The 20,969-nt window shown below is 34.5% G+C and carries 16 protein-coding genes and 1 other annotated feature; of the genes, 4 read left to right on the plus strand and 12 right to left on the minus strand.

The genetic code is table 11. From position 1 onward, the window contains the following. Nucleotides 1-233: 233 nt before the first annotated feature. From AMD00_RS05915 to AMD00_RS05930, 4 genes are all read right to left on the minus strand, one after another. Complete coding sequence (locus AMD00_RS05915; RefSeq protein ID WP_169786324.1) at nucleotides 234-1,136, minus strand: tetratricopeptide repeat protein; 903 nt, start codon at nucleotides 1,134-1,136, stop codon at nucleotides 234-236. Nucleotides 1,137-1,541: 405 nt separating this feature from the next. Next, nucleotides 1,542-2,678: a hypothetical protein gene (locus AMD00_RS05920; protein WP_053416127.1), complete on the minus strand. Its 1,137-nt coding sequence runs from the start codon at nucleotides 2,676-2,678 to the stop codon at nucleotides 1,542-1,544. A 327-nt stretch (nucleotides 2,679-3,005) separates the two neighbouring features. Next, on the minus strand, nucleotides 3,006-4,010 hold the full coding sequence (locus AMD00_RS05925; RefSeq protein ID WP_053416128.1) for a restriction endonuclease: 1,005 nt from the start codon (nucleotides 4,008-4,010) through the stop codon (nucleotides 3,006-3,008). A gap of 353 nt (nucleotides 4,011-4,363) precedes the next feature. After that, entirely contained in the window at nucleotides 4,364-5,098 is a 735-nt protein-coding gene (locus AMD00_RS05930) for a polysaccharide deacetylase family protein (RefSeq protein WP_053416129.1), read from the minus strand. A 309-nt stretch (nucleotides 5,099-5,407) separates the two neighbouring features. Between AMD00_RS05930 and AMD00_RS05935 the strand changes: the two genes are divergently transcribed. The 3 genes from AMD00_RS05935 to fabZ all read left to right on the plus strand — a co-directional run bounded on the left by AMD00_RS05935 (nucleotide 5,408) and on the right by fabZ (nucleotide 7,540). Beyond that, complete coding sequence (locus AMD00_RS05935) at nucleotides 5,408-6,076, plus strand: ribonuclease H family protein (RefSeq protein WP_053416130.1); 669 nt, start codon at nucleotides 5,408-5,410, stop codon at nucleotides 6,074-6,076. 422 nt (nucleotides 6,077-6,498) lie between these two features. After that, entirely contained in the window at nucleotides 6,499-6,870 is a 372-nt protein-coding gene (locus AMD00_RS05945; RefSeq protein WP_053416132.1) for a nucleotide excision repair endonuclease, read from the plus strand. A 244-nt stretch (nucleotides 6,871-7,114) separates the two neighbouring features. Further along, nucleotides 7,115-7,540 carry a 3-hydroxyacyl-ACP dehydratase FabZ gene (gene fabZ, locus AMD00_RS05950; protein WP_053416800.1) on the plus strand — a complete coding sequence of 142 codons (426 nt, stop codon included), beginning with the start codon at nucleotides 7,115-7,117 and terminating at the stop codon, nucleotides 7,538-7,540. Nucleotides 7,541-7,618: 78 nt separating this feature from the next. On the opposite strand, the gene AMD00_RS05955 is transcribed toward fabZ, so the two are convergent. From AMD00_RS05955 to AMD00_RS05975, 5 genes are all read right to left on the minus strand, one after another. Further along, complete coding sequence (locus tag AMD00_RS05955) at nucleotides 7,619-8,128, minus strand: GNAT family N-acetyltransferase (protein ID WP_053416133.1); 510 nt, start codon at nucleotides 8,126-8,128, stop codon at nucleotides 7,619-7,621. A 39-nt stretch (nucleotides 8,129-8,167) separates the two neighbouring features. Next, complete coding sequence (locus AMD00_RS05960; RefSeq protein WP_053416134.1) at nucleotides 8,168-8,893, minus strand: class I SAM-dependent methyltransferase; 726 nt, start codon at nucleotides 8,891-8,893, stop codon at nucleotides 8,168-8,170. Nucleotides 8,894-9,057: 164 nt separating this feature from the next. Next, complete coding sequence (locus AMD00_RS05965) at nucleotides 9,058-10,932, minus strand: dynamin family protein (RefSeq protein WP_053416135.1); 1,875 nt, start codon at nucleotides 10,930-10,932, stop codon at nucleotides 9,058-9,060. 277 nt (nucleotides 10,933-11,209) lie between these two features. Next, nucleotides 11,210-12,961: an ABC transporter ATP-binding protein gene (locus tag AMD00_RS05970; RefSeq protein ID WP_053416801.1), complete on the minus strand. Its 1,752-nt coding sequence runs from the start codon at nucleotides 12,959-12,961 to the stop codon at nucleotides 11,210-11,212. 61 nt (nucleotides 12,962-13,022) lie between these two features. Beyond that, nucleotides 13,023-14,765: an ABC transporter ATP-binding protein gene (locus tag AMD00_RS05975; protein WP_053416136.1), complete on the minus strand. Its 1,743-nt coding sequence runs from the start codon at nucleotides 14,763-14,765 to the stop codon at nucleotides 13,023-13,025. A gap of 133 nt (nucleotides 14,766-14,898) precedes the next feature. Continuing rightward, nucleotides 14,899-15,152 (plus strand) — a binding site (T-box leader). Nucleotides 15,153-15,204: 52 nt separating this feature from the next. On the opposite strand from AMD00_RS05975, the gene metG reads away from it, so the two are divergent. Further along, on the plus strand, nucleotides 15,205-16,848 hold the full coding sequence (gene metG / locus AMD00_RS05980; RefSeq protein ID WP_053416137.1) for a methionine--tRNA ligase: 1,644 nt from the start codon (nucleotides 15,205-15,207) through the stop codon (nucleotides 16,846-16,848). Between the two features lie 61 nt (nucleotides 16,849-16,909). Here the strand turns inward: metG and AMD00_RS05985 are convergent, their stop codons facing one another. The 3 genes from AMD00_RS05985 to AMD00_RS05995 all read right to left on the minus strand — a co-directional run bounded on the left by AMD00_RS05985 (nucleotide 16,910) and on the right by AMD00_RS05995 (nucleotide 20,742). Then, a complete protein-coding gene (locus AMD00_RS05985; RefSeq protein ID WP_053416138.1) occupies nucleotides 16,910-18,082 on the minus strand; it encodes an endonuclease Q family protein in 1,173 nt (390 codons plus the stop codon). A 268-nt stretch (nucleotides 18,083-18,350) separates the two neighbouring features. Further along, nucleotides 18,351-18,551 carry a cold shock protein CspC gene (gene cspC, locus AMD00_RS05990; RefSeq protein WP_010331195.1) on the minus strand — a complete coding sequence of 67 codons (201 nt, stop codon included), beginning with the start codon at nucleotides 18,549-18,551 and terminating at the stop codon, nucleotides 18,351-18,353. 634 nt (nucleotides 18,552-19,185) lie between these two features. Further along, nucleotides 19,186-20,742, minus strand: coding sequence for a Vga family ABC-F type ribosomal protection protein (locus tag AMD00_RS05995; RefSeq protein WP_053416139.1), 1,557 nt, complete (start codon nucleotides 20,740-20,742; stop codon nucleotides 19,186-19,188). Nucleotides 20,743-20,969: the final 227 nt, after the last annotated feature.

The raw sequence follows: 20,969 nt of genomic DNA on the forward strand, positions 1-20,969 counted from the left end.
TTCAACTCGTACTTTTGCCATAAAAAAACCCCCGTAAAAGTTAGAATGGTGTCTAACTTTTACGGGGCAGTTCAGATTTTTCATTAGCCCATTGAATGTGCTTTTCCTGTTTATTTGATAAATCATTAATGAAGAGAAATTGATAATTTATTCACCCTCTAAATATCCCTTTCCTTATTCCAAAAACAAAAAAACCTGATGAATACTCTTCTACTCATCAGGTTTACCGACTATTATTGACTCCCTAAACGTTCGAGATGCTTTTTAGCTAACTCATCTCCCGCACTGATGGCACGTTCATACCAAACAATCGCACAATTTATATCCATCGGGACACCCATAGCAAATTCGTACATTTCTCCAATCCGTACCTTTGCACTTGCATCTCCTTGCATTGCTGCACACTTATACCATATTAGTGCTAAATCATAATCTACGGTTGTTCCAATTCCATTTTGAAACATATAACCAACATTATATTCAGCATCTACATTGCCTTCTTCCGCGGCTTTTTTATACCATTGAAAAGCTAACTCCTTATTTTCCTTTACCCCAATGCCTTGATCATACATATTCCCTAATCGATATTGAGCTTCTGTATAACCATTTTCTGCTGAAGTTTTATATAACATCAATGCTTGCCCCATATTCTCTTTTACACTAAGACCTTGTTCATACATAATACCTAGAGTAAATTGAGCTTCTTTTACACCTGCATTCGAAGCTATTGTAAACCATTTAAACGCTTCATCCATGTTTTCTTTAACATATTCACCATTAAAGTACATATCCGCTAGATTATTGGCTGCGTCTGCATGACCTTGTAATGCTGCTCTTTCATAAAGTTGAAAGGCTTTCTCTATATCTTCCTGAACGCCAAGCCCTTCATAATAGTAATTAGCTAAACAGAACTGTCCTTCTGCGACATTTAATTCAGTAGCTAATTTATACCATTGGACCGCCTTGTCATACTCTTTTATATTATCGTAAAAATAGCCGATCCCAGTCGTAGCCGTTGCAAAGTCCCCCAACAGCCCTTCCTGCATATACGCTGCTATTTGAGTAGATACATTAAAATCAATATTTTGTATATCCTCGTTTAATACAGCCATTAACGCGATCATCCTCTTTGCCAATTGCTTTTCTATGTGAAACACCTCATCTATTTTGAAAATCGTTTCTATCCTTTACACACATATTTGCCAAATAACGTAATATGTATAACTAAAAACCATCTTCTATTCATATTTGATAGTAGATAGCTTTATCTATTATATATTTTATTTTTTCGTAAACAAAGTACGATGTCTTTATTATCAAAATTACGACTTTTCTCTACTACATACACCAAGTTGAATATTTAGTTTACATCAGTAAATCCAACGTTTCTCTATCTCATAATACTTGATCAAACCCTTGCTATCATAAGGTTTTCATATGACAACATGTCATTTACATATATAAATTTCTCTACTAATTTTGAGTGCCTTTACAAAATAAAAAGCCACTAGCGTTTCTTACTTCGCTAGTGGCTTTACTTATTAATAATTAACTTTTAATATGATGCTTTCAGAAATACTTGGTTTTTTAACGGTAATATATAATTTACCGCCTTTACTACTTAATGTTTTTAGTTTTATTGTAGCTTTATCAGTAGTATTTACTGCTGAAGCTACTAGTTTTTTCTTGCTAGCATCTGCATAAACTTTTACAGTTGATCCAGCTTTTAAGTTAGAAACGAGTATTTTATCGTTTTTAGTACCTTTTTTATTAATCACTTTTACAGCTGAACTTTTAAGCTTTGTTGATTTTACTGAAGTTTTTAACGTGTATGAAACGCTGTCATACAATGAATCCATCATATCTGCACTTACTTTTACATAATAAGTACCCTTTGGTAAATATACAGAACCAGTATATTTTCGTTTATCTTTTGTTACTTTTAAGCCTTTAACCGTTTTCTTTTTATCATCTAATACTTTCATTCTAAACTTCGTGCTATGTTTTTGATCTGCATAAACTTTCAAAAAACCTGCTTGTGGAACAGTTACTTTGTAATAATCATCTTCATCAATAAGATTAAAAGATGCATTATATGTTTTGTTTAAATTGATTGGTGTTGCTTTTGAAGCTGAATTGTTTGATTCTTTTTCATAGTTGCTACCTGCTTTAAAAGATAATTTAGTACTGTAGCTTTTATTTTTTCCAAAATCTAATTTATATGCTAAAAGATAATATGTACCTTTCTTCAAACCTACAGAAATGGAATGCATTGATGGATCATACCAAGTAAGTTCTGAATTTATCGCATAACCAAATAATTCTACATCATTAAATGTACTTTCCAATTTTTCTAGTGCTGATAGATCAAAATCTTTGATATCTTCTAATTGACTAGTATCAAATTCATTTACTAGTAGAAGAGCTATTTCACGTTGTTTAGGATCATTTAATTTCATCGTAAGTAAGCCGTCTGCTGGTACAGTTACTTTTATAATATCCGTGCCCATGCTGAATTTTCTATCAAGCGTTTTTGATTTGTCATTTGTTAAAGTAACCGTATCAACCTCAGTTGTTGTTGCGGCTTTCGTCTTAGTTGTTAAAGCGCCAAATGCAAACGCGAAAACTACTACTAGTGCTAACATCATTTTAAAGAAATTTAATTGATTTTTTTTCATAATTATCCTCCAAATTTATCAATCTACTAAAATTATATACATAAATTTTTGACAGGTATATGGTTATTTAGGTGGATAATTAACATTTTGTTCGGCCATTCATACTGAATCATTTGAAATATGTATTTTCTTGAAATATCCAATTTATAAAAAAAGGTGCTATCTATTAACTAATTAGATTTAGTAATTTAGATTTAGACTGTCGTTAAAATCATTACTTCGAGTTGTTTATATGCATAATAATGGAAACAGTTTTCGATATAAAGAGCTCTTTACACAAAAAAGTTACCCAGCTAAATAACAGCCGGATAACTTTTTGTTTTAACTTTAAGACTGAGCTAGTCTTCTCATTTCAAATTCTGTATATTTTTTCAGATTTTGATCAGAATAATCATAAAAGTCTTGTAAATGGTCGGTCCATTGTTCATTTTCAATAGAGATGATTTTCTCTTTCAAAACTTGATCATTCCATATAGTCACTCGCAATGTCTCAGCTAACTCCAACGCATCCTTTGTTATTGCTGAAGTGGTTACTAAGATAGATGATTCGCAATCATAATAAACCTTTTCAACCGCAATTTTATGTACTTCATCCATTTTTACTAAATTGATATCATTTATGCATCGGAACGCCACTTTGCCATTTGGCCCGTCAGCAAATATATCTACTTTAAAGTCACTATCATCCCTAGCTAAACGCACATTTTGAAAATCAAGTTTTTGCAATTGTTTTGCCATATATAATTTGAAATCATATGGGCTCATTTGATGAATTTTTCGTTGACTAAAGAAATTACTATCGTATTTCTTTTTAACATTTCTCACAAATTCATTCACTTGATTAATCTTAGTGGGCGTTTGAAATTTCTCATGGACTTCAGCTTCATTTGCAAAAGGTTTCAATAAAGTAGCTTCCTCTTTTTTTATCTCTTTTAGGCTTTTAATAGCAGCTATCCAGAAATACCCGCCAAGAGCAATAAAACCAATAGCAATGAGTTGAACAAGAGGTTGGAATAGGAACTGACTATACAATTCTTTTACTCCAGTGATATATTCGGATAAACTTTTGGGCGAATGTGTAAACAAAGTGATGAAAATAGGCAAGCATTCTAAGTAAAATGCTAACGCAAGGCTCTTCCACAGCTCTTTCATTGCAACGTGGCGTCTTTTTCTTATATCTGCTAATTCTTCAGATTTTAAAATTTTCTCTTCTTGTAAAACAATTTTATGTATATTAGCTTCAGCACATTTTGGACAGTACACAACAATTTTCTCGTCTACTAACACCTCGGCAGCTTTCACTTTATGTATGTAACAACGATTTTCAGACATGCTAAAACAACTCACCAACCTAAATAAGTAAATATATAGTCCTATTATTTTAATAATAATCGTAACCATTACTTATTATATAATAAGTAAATGATTATTCAATAATATAAAACCACTACATTATTGGTAAATATTATACAAAAAGACTATACAAAACACACATTTTGATTGATTTTCTTAATTATTTTTCAAACTTCTTTAGTCGCATTTCTAAAGTAACTTCAAATTAATGTATAAAAGCGTTTAGCAAATGCCATCATGCATCACCAAACGCTTTAGTTTTTTTAGGAAGAACGAGATTCCTTTTTTCATTTTGGCGTTTTTTCATATCAATTATAAGCCGTTGAAGTTCACTATTTACTTACTTTCCCATTTACACTGGCAATAAGCTCAGATATTGTAACAAATTTATACCCTTGCTTTTGAAGCTCCGGTATTATTTTTTCAAGTGCCTTTAACGTTTGAGTCCGATTTCCTCCTCCGTCGTGAAACAGTATCACATCACCTGGTCTCGTACCTTTCAGTACTTTATTTATGATCTTTTGGGACCAAATTCCTTTCCAATCTTCCGTATCTTGATGCCATGACCATATAACAACTTTATATCCGTTTTTTGTGGCAATCTCGATCATTTTTTCATCATATTGTCCTCCAACAGGACGAAATAATACAGGAGCAAAGCCAGTAATACTGTGAATTATTTCATTTGTCTTTTTTAATTCTTCTTCAAATTCTTTTGGCGACGTCTTATACGGATGTGTATACGTGTGATTAGCTAATTCATGTCCTTCATTATATTCCCGTAAAACCAGCTCAGGGTGCTTCTCCGCCATTTCTCCAACAACAAAGAAAGTAGCTTTAGCTTTATATTTAGCGAGTAAATCTAAAACTTGTCCTGTATATTTGGGATGTGGTCCATCGTCAAAAGTAATAGCGATAATCTTCTCTTCAGTATTTATATCCCAAAGCATTTGCCCTGATTCTTCGTAATATCTCCGTCCCTTGTCAGCAGCAATACTAAAACCAGCATAAAATACTGAGATGATTAAAGCGCAAACAGTTAGAATTAATATATTCTTACGAGTCAATACATCACCTACCAAGCTTAATAATTATTACAAAAACGCCGTTGTCTTAATATTCACCGAACGCGATAAATTATACTTTGCGAAAGTCTCTACTTCCGTCCATGATTTGTATTAACTAATTGCTCTGGCACTTAATTTTGTAATGCAATTGCTTTGTCCTTAAGTGTAAGCTCGAAGATATTTTAGGTATAATTTTGTTATGTGGAGGAAAAATTAACTATTAAATATTATGTAATGTTTGAAAAAGCGATTTAAGAATTACACTACAAAGTGGTTTTTGCTTATTTTATAGGCAGAGGAGGTAAAACGATGAACATCTCAATCGAATGGGTTTACAAAACACCAAGAGGAACAGAAACTATATTTCGCTCCGAGGAGATGACTGCAGAAAAAGGACTGTTAGTAGCAGAGGATCTTGAGCGGACAGGACGCGCCAAAAGTATAGCTTTTACTGACTCGTTTGACAGCACTTGGACAATTAAGGAATTGAAACGCTATATTAAAGAAATTGAAACTGAACCTCATAATATCACAGTGTATTTCGATGGTGGCTTTGATCGTACGACTAGCACCGCTGGTTTAGGCTGCGTTATTTATTTTGAACAGAGTGGAAAATCGTATCGGGTGAGGAAGAATGCTCCTTCTGAAGTGCTGAAATCAAATAACGAGGCAGAGTATGCCGCACTTTATTTGAGTCTTGTGGAGCTTGAGCTATTAAATGTTCACCATCTACCTGTCGTTTTCATCGGAGACTCACAAGTTGTCATCAACCAGATGAGCGGTGAATGGGCGTTATTAGAAAAAGACTTATCAAACTGGGCAGATCGAATTGACGAGAAATTAAAAAAGCTTGGTATTCGTCCTAAATACGAGCTCGTACCAAGAAAATCGAATGCTGAGGCGGACCGGCTTGCCACACAAGCGCTAAATGGTATCAACATCACTGCTCAACTTGAACTGACTGCTGACAACGATTGATATATGTTAAGTGATAGTCATCTCAGAAAAATAAACAAATATCGATAACATAATGGCAGTAAGAAAGGAATTTCTGAATGAAAAATATGATAGTAGCTATAATAATATTTTTAGTCCTTTTGATAATTCTTCCATTCTTCGGTATAAACTCACACTATCTTCTAACTAATACAGTGGAATGGATTACAAAGTTGGTTCTCCCATGGATTATGCTATATTGGATTATTAGACTCGTAAAAAATTTAGAAATAAAGCAATAAGATTTGTAGAAATAATCGTCTATTTTGCTTAAGGAGAAATTGAAAATATGGTCAATTTTTTTTATAATAGACGTGTATTTCGTGAACTAGTAAATCCGATAGCTTTTCTAACACAATTATGGTAGCATTAACTACTATATAATAATGAGGACGTGAATTTTTTTGATCAAAATTGAAATGCCAAAACCAGACGTAGTAATTCGTCAACGCGAACAAAAAATTAAAGAAGGGGACGCTATTATCCCTTCAATTTATGGATTTATTGATTTCCATGAAATCCCTCGTGATAAGGGCGGCTTTTTCATGTTCTTTAACAAAGAAAATGAGCTTTTATTCGTAGGTAAAGCACGTAAAATCCGCCAACGTGTAAAAAAACACTTTGAAGATAACGTTTCACCTATTAAAGATCACCGTAACGAAGTTCATAAAATTGAAGTATTCGTTGTTGAAGATCAAATGGAACGTGAAATTTATGAAACATTTGCTATCAACCATTTCCGTGCGAAATACAATACTGAAAAAGTATTCTTCTAAAAACAAAAGCGTTCAACCTGTGCACTAGCACTTGTTGAACGCTTTTTTTATGCTCTTAAAATATGTATAGTACGAGATATTAGGAACTTTTGCACCTTATGTTTCGAATATAATAAATTGAAAGTACGATTTTAAAACTCCATTTCATTATTTTTTCTTAAAAATCCGCAAAAAACATTACCAACTATTAGCACCAGGTGTTAATATGAAGAGGTATCAATTTATGATCTTGGAGGAAAACATATTGTTAGACACACAAAAGATAAAAGAAATCATTAAACATCGCTACCCTTTTCTATTAGTAGATCGAGTGCTCGAATTAGAAGAAGGTAAAAAAGCAGTTGCCATAAAAAATGTGAGTGTAAATGAAGAGTTTTTTAATGGGCATTTCCCAGGCTACCCCATTATGCCCGGTGTATTAATTGTAGAAGCATTAGCTCAAGTTAGCGCTATTGTTATGCTTACAAAAGAAGGTAATGAAGGACGATTAGGACTTTTAGCTGGAATAGATAAATGCCGCTTTAAACGCCAAGTGATACCTGGAGACCAACTACGCCTTGAAGTTGAAATAACTCGAGTAATAGGTGCTATTGGGAAAGGCAAAGGAACCGCCACTGTAGATGGTGAAATAGTTTGCGAGACAGAATTAATATTCGCCTTTGGTGATTAATCGAATTTCCAATCAATTAAGAAGTAAAGATAGAAAGCAGCCGATTATTAAAATAGGCTGCTTTCGTTTTTACATATACTAAATTTTCGGCCAACCATATGTAAGTAATGCTAATTGTTCACCGCCAATTTGAATTGGATTGGAGTCGATAAATTCAGCCCCCATCGCTTCGTAAAAGCGACAAGATGAATTGTCTTCTAATACTTTCACAATTGACGAACTGTAATTGAGTTTTTTAAACTCTGCAAATAGTTGTTTTAACATAGCTTTGCCAATTCCTTTTCCTTGCTCATGCTCAAATAGGTAGATAGCCGTAAGATCCGCATCATATGTTGGATATTCACCTTCTTGTGTTTTAGAACCACATATAAATCCTACAATTTGTTCTTCTTCATTCACTGCTACAAGAATAAGATTCTCTTCACTTTCAATATTACGCTGCCATGATGCTTCTCTACTGCTATATGTTAGTTTATCCAAGAAGTCTTGCTTTATTATTCCTTTGTACGTTGTGCGCCAACTGTCTACATGTACTTTCGCTATACCTGCTATATCTTCGATTGTTGCAGGACGGATAACATACGTCATAGTCTAAACCTCACTTTTTTCGTAAAATTACTGTATATATCATTGCTTCTTCCATTGGCACTTGCTTATGGTAAATCCAGTTATCATAGTCCATTCTTCCACCTGGAAAATCTCTTCAATAGCTAAAGAAGTATCTATTAACATTTTTTCGAAATCAGCTACTTCATAACAGCGCAACGATTGTTGCTTTTTTTCATCCGGATTTTCCGTCAACCACCAAGTATCTAGCATACTATTAGTGTCTATATCAAAATCATATTGTCGACAAACTATCTGAGAAAGCTCCATAAATTGCCCTGCTGTTTTGGCCCAATATACAGGTGCATAAACATCTATAAATACTGTGCCATCAGGTTTTAGCCAGTTATCAATATTGTGAAGTAACAATTGTTGATCTGCATCTGACCCAACTCCAAAACCATCCCAATAACATATAGCATCAAATTTTTCAGCAAGCAAAATGGTATAGAAGCTGCCCTGATGAACCTTAATTCTTCTCGTTACATCATTTTCTTTAGCGAGCTCAAACATTTTACTTATGGCATGTGGAATGATTTCAACAGTTGAAACGTAGTGCTCATGCATCGATGCTGCTACTGCGAATTCTCCATTGCCACTCCCCAGTTCTAGAATATTTAATTCTTTCATTAAGCCATTTTTCTCAACTAATTCTACTTTGTCATGATGGTATGCTTCTACCTTTGCATCAAATATTTGAGCCATATATTCGTATTGTTTGTCATAAAATTGTTCATTCTTGTTCATTAATTAACACTCCTTTTTAGTATCTGAAAGGTGTGTTATTGACGTAAATTCCGAATACCCATATGAAATCCGCCCTTCTTTTATATTCCCTTTATTGTAACATAATGGAATTATCTCTACAAAAAAAGATACTTACACCCAGTTACTGGGGTAAGTATCCTCGCTTAATCACTAATACCGCTATAAATAGGCGGTTCTTCAATTTCCGATTTCATATCATCAATTGTCAATTGAAGTGGCATTAAATGATATTTTTCATATAATCTTGATTGCATTTTTGAGATTTCATCATTTTGTTCATCGATATGTGTACTTGCAATTAACGTTTCATGTGATAATTTAATACTTTTAATCTTTACTAAAGTTTCACTCAGTGACAATCTTTCCTTTTTTGTCACTACGAGATCCTTTTGTTCAATGAGTTGCTCCACAAATGTTTCGACAAAGTCTTTTGCCTCCAAAACATTATTAAAGCCATTTAGCTGTCTAATTGCGGTTATTAACTGTTGTTTCTTTTTCTTTCGCTCAGTACCAATCAGACTAACTCGATTAATAATTCTTTCAATTTGATCGTTCGCGATGTCATTTAAATTCTTCAACACTGCTGGATATTCGTTAAATAATTGCGTTTCTAAAGCGAGAACTTTCTTGTATTGTTGCTCGAGTGTTGCTTGTAAAACTTGAGATGATTCGTTGGGTTTACTCTGCTTTACACTTTGTTGCTCGTTAACGAACATTGTTTTTAACAGACCTTTCCCTGTTGAATGGCGCTGTTTTCCATCGTTTCTATTAGACTCATTTTTGTACGATTGAAGCATTGTACGGTATTCCCTTACCGCCTTCAAATAATCGTTTGAATACTCAACAAAGACCATGACGTCATAGGTTTTAAAATGCTTATTATTCGAAATTACTTGTATCAATTGATACAAGGTTTGGACATCTTTAAAAACTACACTTGCCTTACGATATTCCTTTTCATATGAGATAAGCTTTTGATTTTCAATTTCTGTTCTTTCAGATGCCTTTTGTTTTCCTATTTGATTCTGGACTAATAGATTATAAGCTGTTATATAAGGCTCCCTTTGAGGTATTAGTTCCATCTCAGTTTGAAACCTTTTAAGCCATTTGATAAAGCGTTCCATTATGAGGTAGACGCGATCTGTTTGGTTAGCGTGGGAATTCTCAATTTCCTCTAATAACAATTCAAACTTACTTTGGTTCCACTTAACCTCATCATCGGTTGCCACAGCTACTTCGGCATCTCTAACAGAGATCCCCATAATTTTACGGAAATAAGGCGAAAGTAATTTATTTTGGTCAGCTATGAATTGCTCATAAGCCGTTTCATGAATATCAATAGCGTTAATTATTGCTAATGGTTTTACATTCCGTTCGTGAAATTTTCCGAGTAGCTTTAACTCACCTTGTGTTGGTTTTGAATTACAGTTGAAAATCCAATACAAATCATCTGCGCGGTTTAATATCGATTCCTTTACATACGCTGATTCATCACCACTCGGCTCTAGCGGTGTTGTATCGATAAGTGTAACTTTTTTTAGCAGTTCATTATTAACATAGACTTCAATATAATCTAGGTTTTCTCGTAAGATTTCGGCACTAAAGGTGTCCGATGTTGTGAATAGTTCTACTTTATCAAGGTCAAAACTCGCTACTTGTCCATCAAGGAAATAAGCCTTCACTTCTTCTGTTTGACCGTATCGAATAATGGTATTTATCGCAGTTGCTTTCGCCATTACCGTTGATAGAACGGTTCTTTTAAGCAGTGCATTCACTAAACTTGTTTTCCCTGCGCCAGTCATGCCTATAAGTAAAATCATTGTCTGATTTTGAGCGTCTTCAATAATTCGTGTCAGCACTTTATTTGTACCTTTAACATATGTATTTGTTGAAAGAATCATATTCAAACTTTTTAACTTAGTAACTAATTGTTGTAAAAACTCATTAGGTTCATTTTTGTTCCAACGAATAAGCGGTGTATCTTCTAGATGATGTATTTTTCTTAGGTCCTTATCCATATTAACCAAACCCCATTTCTAATAGTTCTAATTATACAGCAAAACTATATTCAAATAATTAAAGAAAGTAAAACCAATGAAAAAATAGGGCAAAACATCGTCCACACACTGCTATAACCAAGACTATTGAACAAAGAAATACAACCTATATTAATATATATTTTAGTTAATTATTGTATTTAGATAAAATTTTATTAAAAAGACCCTAACCTCTATTAATGCTGCATTAAATAAAAAAGATGATAGGTAATTATAACTATCATCTTTTCTTTTCAATTTAAGATGACGTGGGTAAAATATCTAATTTCCTTTGTAATTCAGAATAAAATCCTTGTTGCTCTATGAGTTCTTTATGATTGCCACGTTCTATTATTTCTCCGTCTCTAATAACAAGTATTTTATCGGCATTTTCTATCGTTTTTAAACGGTGTGCTATGACAAAACTAGTTCGACCAGTCATTAAATGCTTCAGCCCTTTTTGAATCTGTACCTCAGTACGTGTATCTACACTAGAAGTAGCCTCATCAAGAATAAGAATATCCGCATCTTCTAAAATGGCTCTTGCAATTGCTAGCAGTTGGCGCTGACCTTGACTCAAATTCGTTCCACCTGACTTAATTTCCGTTTGATATTGAAGTGGTAAGTATTTTATAAACGAATGAGCATACGCCACTTTTGCTGCTTGAATGACTTCATCGTCGGATGCATCAAGGCGCCCATAGCGGATGTTATCCATGATTGTTCCTGAAAACAAATACGTATCTTGCAATACAACGCCAACCTTTTCACGCACATTGGCAATTTTATACGAACGAATATCTTCGTTATCTAGTAATATTTCTCCTTGATCAATATCATAAAATCTTGTCAATAAATTAATAATCGTTGTCTTCCCTGACCCTGTAGGACCTACAAGCGCAATTGTCTCACCTGCTTTTGCTTGAAAGGAAATATTCTTTAATACTGGTTTTCCTGTATCGTACGAAAAAGTAACATTTTGGAATACAACCTCCCCTTTAAGCTGTTCTTTTTCGATTGCATTTTGCCCATCAATACGTTCTGGTTTTTCATCCATTATCTCAAACACACGTTCTGCACCTGCAATCGCAGATTGAAATGTATTCAACAGATTGGATAACTGATTAATTGGACGGAAAAATTGACGTGTATACGTTACAAATGCAGCTATAACACCTATTGACGTATGACCACTTACCGCCATCAGTGCACCTGTCCCAATTACTAACCCTAAACCAAGATTGTTCATAAAGTTATTAATGGGTCCAAGAAAGCCAGAAGTGATTTCAGCCTTCATAGCCGATGTTCTCAAACTTTCATTGATCTTTGCAAAATGTGTAGTCGTCATTTTTTCTTGACCAAACAAAGTAATTACTTCAGAGCCAGTTATAGTCTCCTCGATATAGCCGTTTAATGTCCCTAGATCCCGTTGCCTCTCAGAATAGTTAACACTACTCCTTTTAATAATTTTTTTCGATACAAATACGATTAGCGGAATAATGGTTAAAGTGACTACTGCTAACTGCCAGCTTAGTAAGAACATTGCAACGCTCGTACCAATCAACGTTAATACTGATGAGACAATTTGAACGACACTTTGACTCAACGCAACATTTAAATTATCAATGTCATTTGTTACGCGACTCATTAAATCCCCTTGTGACCTTTTATCAAAGAAACGTAGTGATAGCGAATGCAATTTTTCAAATAAATCTAACCTTAACTTTTGAATTGTTTTTAATGCTGCATTGATCATGACATACGTTTGAAGCCAAGTGAAAATCGACGTTAATACATACACACCTACCAAAATAAATAACATTTGAGACGTGCCTCTTAAATCTTTTGGAATAATATAATCATCCACTATTACGCCGATTAGAAGAGGCCCTGCTAAACTTAAAACAGTAGTTAAGATAACGAGAAAAATGGCTCCAATGAGTTGCAATCGTTGCTGTTTCACATAATCCCAAATTCTCATTAACGTTTGCTTTTGATTTTTCGGTTTCACAACAGGTCCGCGAAAATGTGGTCCACGTTCTAATCCATTACGGGGTTGATTAGGCTGTTCTTTACTCACTTAACACCCCTCCTTTTTCTACTTGGGTATCGTAGATTTCTTGGTAGATTGTATTATTATTAAGCAATTCTTCATGGGTCCCCATACCAACGATCGCTCCGTCTTCCATTACTAAAATCTTATTGGCATTCATTATAGAGGAAATTTTAGAAGCCACGATAAAAGTGGTCGTTTTTTGATAATCTGTTGCAATAGCTTGCTGTATATTCTTTTCTGAAATACTATCTACCGCAGAAGTAGTATCATCTAAAATAAGGATGGATGGTTTTCTGATAAGAGCTCTTGCTAATGCAAGCCGCTGTCTTTGGCCACCTGATAAGTTCGTTGCACCTTGAGTTAAATTGTGCTTTAAATCTTCTTTTAATTTCTCAACAAACTCTGTTGCACTCGCAGCATCAAGTGCTTTATACATATCTTTTTCTAAACTTTTCTGATTTCCATATTGTAAATTTTCTTTTATTGACCCCGAAAACAGCGTTGCTTTTTGTGGTGTAAATCCGATATTTTCTCTGAGCGTTTCTAAATCATATTGCTTTAGCGGAATATCATCTATGAGGATTTGTCCTTCATCTACATCAAAAAGTCTTGGAATCATTTTCACAAGTGTTGACTTCCCACTTCCTGTAGTACCAATAATGCCTATAAAATCTCCTGAATGTGCAGTAAATGAAATATTTTTCAGCACTTGCTCGCCATTTTTACTATAGCTAAAACTGACATTTTCAAACGTAACTGCTCCTTTGACTTCTTCTAATTGAATTGGATTGGCCGCATTTTGAACGTCAATTGGTGTTGCAAGTATTTGATGTACTCGATTTGCGGAAGGGAAAGCGCGAGCAATTTGCATTAACACCATACTACTAGAAATTAGACCATTCATAATAATCGTTAAATAGTTGATAAAAGCTAAAATAACACCAACTTGTAGTGTGCCATTATCAACCTTTATCGCACCAAACCAAAGCGCCGCAATGATCCCCATATTAATGACAAACATCGTCAAAGGCATCAAAACCGCTACGACTTGGTCCGCAGTAATTGTTCGCTTTGTTAATTGCTCATTTACATCCGTAAATTGTTCAATTTGATGGCGTTTTCGATTAAATGCTTTAATCACACGGATTCCAGCTAAATTTTCCTGCAATTTCGTATTCACTGCATCTATGGCTTGCTGCACTTTACCAAACATAGCACCTGATAATTTCGTGAAAAAGTAGATACAGATTATCAAGACAGGCACTACTACTAGTAGTAGTGGGAATAGCTCTCTAGCAGTCATAAACACTATGACAATACTTCCGAGAAATAATAAGGGGCCACGCACGAAAATTTTCAAAGTCATCATTAAAGCACGTTGTAGGGCCTCTACGTCACTTGTCATTATTGTAATGAGCTTACCGGCCCCAAACGAGTCTCTATTACTACTTGAAAAATAAGTAATTGTATCATATAAATCCTTTCTAATATCCGTTGCAAAATGGACAGCTGTCTTAGCACTAAAGATAGAACAACCTACTCCACCAATAAGCCCGACTAATGCACTGACAATCATTAGAATGCCCATTTTCACTACATATATATGATCTTGATTAGCAATACCTGTATCGATAATATGTTGCATAATAGTCGGTTGAATTAAGTCCATTGTTACTTCGACTACCATCAATAACGGCCCTAAAATGGCCAACCATTTATACGGTTTTAAAAACTGTAAAATTTTTTTAACAGCTTGCATAGTCTTCCTCCAATTTCGTAAATTAGATAATTATAACATATTATTTGATGCTCTTTCATTCAACAGCTGATTTTCATTCGAAATATACTTGCTTTTCCATCAATATTGTTTTATACTACTTTTCAACATATAGAAACACGCGTTGATGAGGAAAAGTAAAATAAATTAAGTTATCTAGAGAGCTTCTGTTGGTGGAAATGAAGTGAACTTAACTATTTGAAAATGACCTCTGAGCTTCGTACCGAACGATTTATTTAGTAGGCTACGACGAGAAAGGCACTCGTTATAACAGCAACAGTATCCCTAATTGGCGTACTGATGAAGGCAAATGGTGCAAGCTATTTGCAAATGAAGGTGGTAACACGGGTATATATCCTCGTCCTGATCAATTAATTTTGATTAGGGCGAGGTTTTTTTATTTTAGGAGGGATTTTTTAAAATGAGTATTGTTATTGGCGGAGCTTGGCCGTATGCGAACGGATCATTACATTTAGGGCATATTGCTGCTTTATTACCAGGAGATATTTTAGCTAGATATTATCGATTAAAGAAAGAAAACGTTCTTTATGTATCCGGTAGCGACTGTAACGGGACGCCTATTTCTATCAGAGCAAATCAAGAGGGTGTTACTGTAAAGGAGATTGCAGATCGATATCACGAAGAATTTACAGCCTGTTTTAACAAACTGGGTTTTACTTACGATTTATATACACGTACGGATGCTGAACACCACCATCAAACTGTTAAGAATATCTTCTTGGAACTACTAGATAACGGCTTTTTATATAAAATAACAATTGAACAAACTTATTGTGAACATGATAAGCAGTTTTTGCCAGACCGTTTTGTCGAAGGTATATGTCCAATATGCGGTAGTAAGGCACGCGGGGATCAATGTGATCATTGCTCAACAATATTAGATCCACTCGATTTAATTGATCGACGATGTAAAATATGTGGCAATCACCCTACCGTGAAAGAAACCGAGCATTTTTACTTTGCACTAAGTAAGATGCAAAACGCATTAGAACACTATGTACAAAATGCAAAGGAACAAAAAGCATGGCGCCAAAATGCAATCGATTTATCCGAACGTTACTTAGCAGAAGGCGTACCAGATAGAGCCGTTACGAGAGATTTACCAAACGGAATCGAAGTACCAGTAGACGGTTTTGACGGTAAGAAAATATATGTTTGGATTGAAGCTGTATCAGGGTATTACACCGCTACTTTAGAATGGGCCCAACAGCATCAGAAAAACGTTCAAGATTTCTGGAATAGCGATACCATCTCTTATTACGTTCATGGTAAAGATAATATCCCTTTCCATACAATCATTTGGCCATCTATTTTAATGGGTCTAAATAGCCCTGCCCTGCCTACACATATTGTTTCAAATGAATACTTAACACTAGAGAAACGGAAACTCTCCACTAGTTTAAACTGGGCAGTATGGGTACCCTATATTATTGAAAGATACGATGCAGATACAATTCGATATTTCTTGACGATAAATGCACCAGAAAATCGCGACACAGACTTTTCTTGGCGTGAGTTTATTTATAGTCATAATAGTGAACTCCTAGGTGCATACGGAAATTTCGTTAATAGGACATTAAAATTTATCGAAAAATCATTCGATAAACAAATTCCTAAAGGCATACTAAATACGTCAATCAAACTTCAAACGCAAAAACTCTATGATGAAGTAGCTATCGCGATTGAACAAGGACATTTTAAAGCACCACTTGAAGAAATCTTCTCTTACATCCGCTCGGCCAATAAATACTTTGACGAACAACAACCATGGTTACAAGTAAAAGATGATGAAGTTGGTTGTGCGAACACTCTTGCAACGTGCGTTTATATCATTGCGAACTTATCACAATTACTAGAACCCTTTATTCCGTTCTCGACAAAGAAAATTCGTGACATGCTTGGAATTACTAATGTCTCGTGGCATGAATTAGTGGAATTACCAACATCTATTCAATATGTAGAGCCGTTGTTTGAGCGATTGGACATTGCGCTAATCGATGAAGAATATCAACATCTCATCAGTCAAAGTAACGCTGTAAAATAAACAAAAAAGCTTTCGGCAAATGGTTAATCCATTCGTCGAAAGCTTTTCACAATGAAAATCCTTAAGACTCTTCTTTTTGTACTTTGCCATACTTACCACCACCACCAACTTCTATTAACAACTTCCCTTTGCGGGATTGGTCAATATATCGAACTAATTTTTCTGGTACCACTGCTGCTAACTCTTTATAAGTTGCTTTATGCAAAATATTCATTTCTGTCCCAACTGCAAGAAGTAAGCGGTCTAGTGATTTCGGGCCGAGTCCTGGTATGAAATCTAGCGGAACTTGATGAATATAGGGCGGTCTAGGTCGCTCGCTATCTTCACTTTCAGAAAGCTCTTTTATTCTAGTGGCTACACCTTTAATGATATTATGCTGGTGACATATTGGGCATTCAGATAAACCCTCATCCACTTTTGCAGCACAACCACCACAAACTGTTTGATGGTATTTACCTAGCAAAGGATTTAAACCATAATTAGCGACTACAGCTCGTCCGTCTTTTTCTTGAAGCGCTTTTTGTAATTCAGTAAAACTTGCATGATCAAGTCTCATTTTTTGATATTCTCTCGCAATTTTACCGACAGAATGGGCATCTGAATTCGTCAAGAAGGTAAATTGCTCTAACTCTTTTATACCTCTCACCATATACGTATCGGAGCTTAATCCAAGCTCAATGCCGTCTATCATAGATGGATCAAACACTTCACTTAAACTAGATATTACACCTTTACCGTATAAGCTTTTAAAAGGAGTAAACACATGAGCAGGTATAAATAAACCTCCAAGTGAATGGACTTTCTTTTGAAGTGTTATACCATCACAATAAACTCGTTGAGAACTTAAATTGATATTCTTCACATAGCCACTCATCCACATCGAAAAAGTTTTCATAATTTCAATAGTTGGAAAATAAGCAAGGACATGAATTGGCCCGTGGCAATGCTCATCGTAAATCTCAATTTCAGAACCAAGTATCAAGGTAGATTGTCCAAATTGTAGTCCTCCATCAGCAATCTCCACCATCTCTCCCTCTAGTATCATTTCTTCAATTTCTTCAATAACCTCTGGAGATTGGCAATCTATAATACCTATTAGATCAATACCCTTTCTTTCACTAGCAGCTTCTAAAATACGTCGTAAAGTTAATCTTTTACTACCAGTAATTTTTACAGGTCTGCCACTTTTAGTACGACCAATATGAATATGTAAATCTGCGTAAAATTCCTTCATTTTTTCACCACCTTCATAATTAATTTTTTCAATTTGAAGTTAAAATAATATGATGGATCACTATATTGAGTTAACCATATGGTTCACTTTTCCCCGAAGTATTATACCTAAACGAGTTGAAGCAATTAGACATACTCTAATCATCGTAATATCAGTTTATGTGCTATCTAGTAAATGCACCATTGTTCGCCACACTATGGAAAATAAAAAAGACAGTAAAAAACCCGACTCTCATAAGAGAGTCGGGTTTTTCTACTACTAGTTCAAATTAAGCTTTTTGAACGTTAGCAGCTTGAGCGCCACGTGCGCCTTGCTCAACGTCAAAAGTAACTTTTTGACCTTCGTCTAAAGATTTGAATCCTTCACTTTGGATTGCTGAGAAGTGTACGAATACGTCATCTCCGTTTTCGCGTTCGATAAATCCAAATCCTTTTTCTGCGTTAAACCATTTTACTGTACCTTGTTCCATTATTGTTGCCTCCTAGTGTGATATCCACACATTGTATTACTATCCTTGTCCAAAGTGATGGTCCAGACGACAAGTCAAACTTATACTGCCCTTTGCACCGAACAAAAATAACTAACTTCATAATACCATGCACTTACGAGATATGCAAGCTTTGTAACGAATAAAAAACAAAAGAACAGAATTCCACATTACACTTTTTCTTTCAAATAGCTCAAAAACCTTGTCAAATAGGGCTTTTCATTCGAATTCAAAATATGATAATATTTAGAAAATAATTTAAAAAATGTATTTTTTATAAATATTTTCACAATATTTCATTTATTTGAAATGAAGATCTTACCCTTCTATTTAATGACGCCTAATTTGAAAACTTCTGCGAATATTTTGGATCATCTTAAGTTCTTTCAATCTTAGTATATCCATTTTTTATTTATTCAACCTCTTTTAACATTTTTTTAATATTAATAATGCGCTCATTCATTTCTGGTAGCATCTTCTGTTGAACTTATAGATTTTCGATTTCTCTTTGTAGCCGCACATCCATTGTACTTTTTCACAGTATAGATGACGAACATCATTAGAATATAATAAAACCTCAAAAAGAAAACCTTTCACCCTTTTTGAGGTTCTACTATTATAATTTACGTTTTTCTTCTATGAGTCGTTGAAATTCATTTTCAAGTTCCTTTGTAGGCTCTATACTAAGTCGACCTAACACTTCAGATATCTTTAAATTTAATATTAATAATTCGTTTTCCTTGTTATCAGGTGCTTTCGTTTTCTTTGTTTGCACTCTTTCTTTTATCGGCCCTTCAAATAATTGAAGTTTTCCCTTTTCAATTTTTAACTGTCGAGTAGAAATATTTTCTACAAAACGTCGATCATGAGATACAAAGATGATTGTTCCTTCGTATTCTTTTAGGAGCGATTCAAATGCTTCGACAGCATCTATATCAAGGAAATTCGTCGGTTCATCTAATATCAACGCATTTACATCGCTAACGAAAATTTTAGCAAGCGCTACTTTCACACGCTCACCTCCACTGAGTACCCCAACTTTTTTATATACATCATCTCTATAAAAATGGAGTCTTGCCAGTACGGTTCTAATAAATGTCTCATCTTGTATCGATAGTTCACTGACATTTTCTAAAATAGTTTTTTCAACATTTAAAACGTTTAAGTTTTGACTAAAATAACCGAGTTTCACTGCAGGTGAAATGGTAATACCTTTTTCTTGATCAACGATTTTCTTTAGCAATGTCGTTTTTCCACTACCATTATTACCGGTAATAGCGACCTTATCTCCGCCGCGTATTTGAAAACTACTTTTTCTCCAAAGCAATCGCTCTCCTACACGACCTTCAACATCTTCTACTCGTATTATGATTTTACCTTTCACTGTTTCAGCGTTTGGTAAATCCATTTTAATCGCAACTGGATTTTTTACTTTCTCCACTTTTTCTAATTGCTCTAGTCTTGTTTCAATTGCTTTCGCTGTTTTTTGTAATTTCTTTTGTTTTTTCGCAAAATAGGGTTTTGTTTTAGATGCTTCCAATTTACTTACTGATTTTGGTACTTTTGCTGCTCTCGCTGCTTTCTTTTCTTTTAAAACTAAGGCTTCCTCTAACTGTTTTTTCCTAGTTGTATATTTTTCGTAGGATGCTTCTTGCTGTTTTATCTCAATTTTCTTTTGCTCAGTATAGTCGGAATAATTCCCTTTATATTCTTTTAATCTGCCGTCTTCGAGCTCCCAAATTTTCGTACAAACTGCATCTAGAAATGCACGGTCATGGGATACGATTAGTAATGCTCCACCTCTTTTTAGTAATTCTCCTTCAAGCCACTCCACGTGATGCGTGTCTAAATGCGTTGTAGGTTCATCAGTTATTAGTAGACGGGTCCCCTTTGCTAGTGCGCCTTGTATATATGCCTTTGTAACTTCCCCACCACTCTTAGCAGATGTCGATTCCTTTAACTGTGGTACAAGTTCTAACGGACTATAAGCTTTCACATATCCGCTCTCGGGTTCTTTCAATCCCGCTAAAACTTCAAGCAATGTCGTTTTTCCAGAGCCATTTTTACCGATTAAACCAATACGGTCATAGTCATTGATTTGTAACTTTTCAATATTTAAAACTTCTCTATCCTTAATTGAATACTGCAATTCATTTGCTTCTAATAACATCATAAAAAATCTCTCCCCTCATGTATCGGGGCAAAAAAATGCCCCCTATTACAATCAGAATAGGAGGCATGGGTGCACAGCAAAAAGAGGCATCTCTTTATTGTCCAACACATGAATAACAATCCTATTCTGAAAACACTGGAATGAAGGCATTTTGAAAAAACAGAGTATTTCATCTGATTTAAAATACAATTCATTCTTAGCTTTCGAAAAAATAGGATTAGTACTTC

Origin of the sequence: Viridibacillus arvi, from assembly GCF_001274945.1 — a bacterium.
GTDB classification, from domain to species: Bacteria; Bacillota; Bacilli; order Bacillales_A; family Planococcaceae; genus Viridibacillus; species Viridibacillus arvi.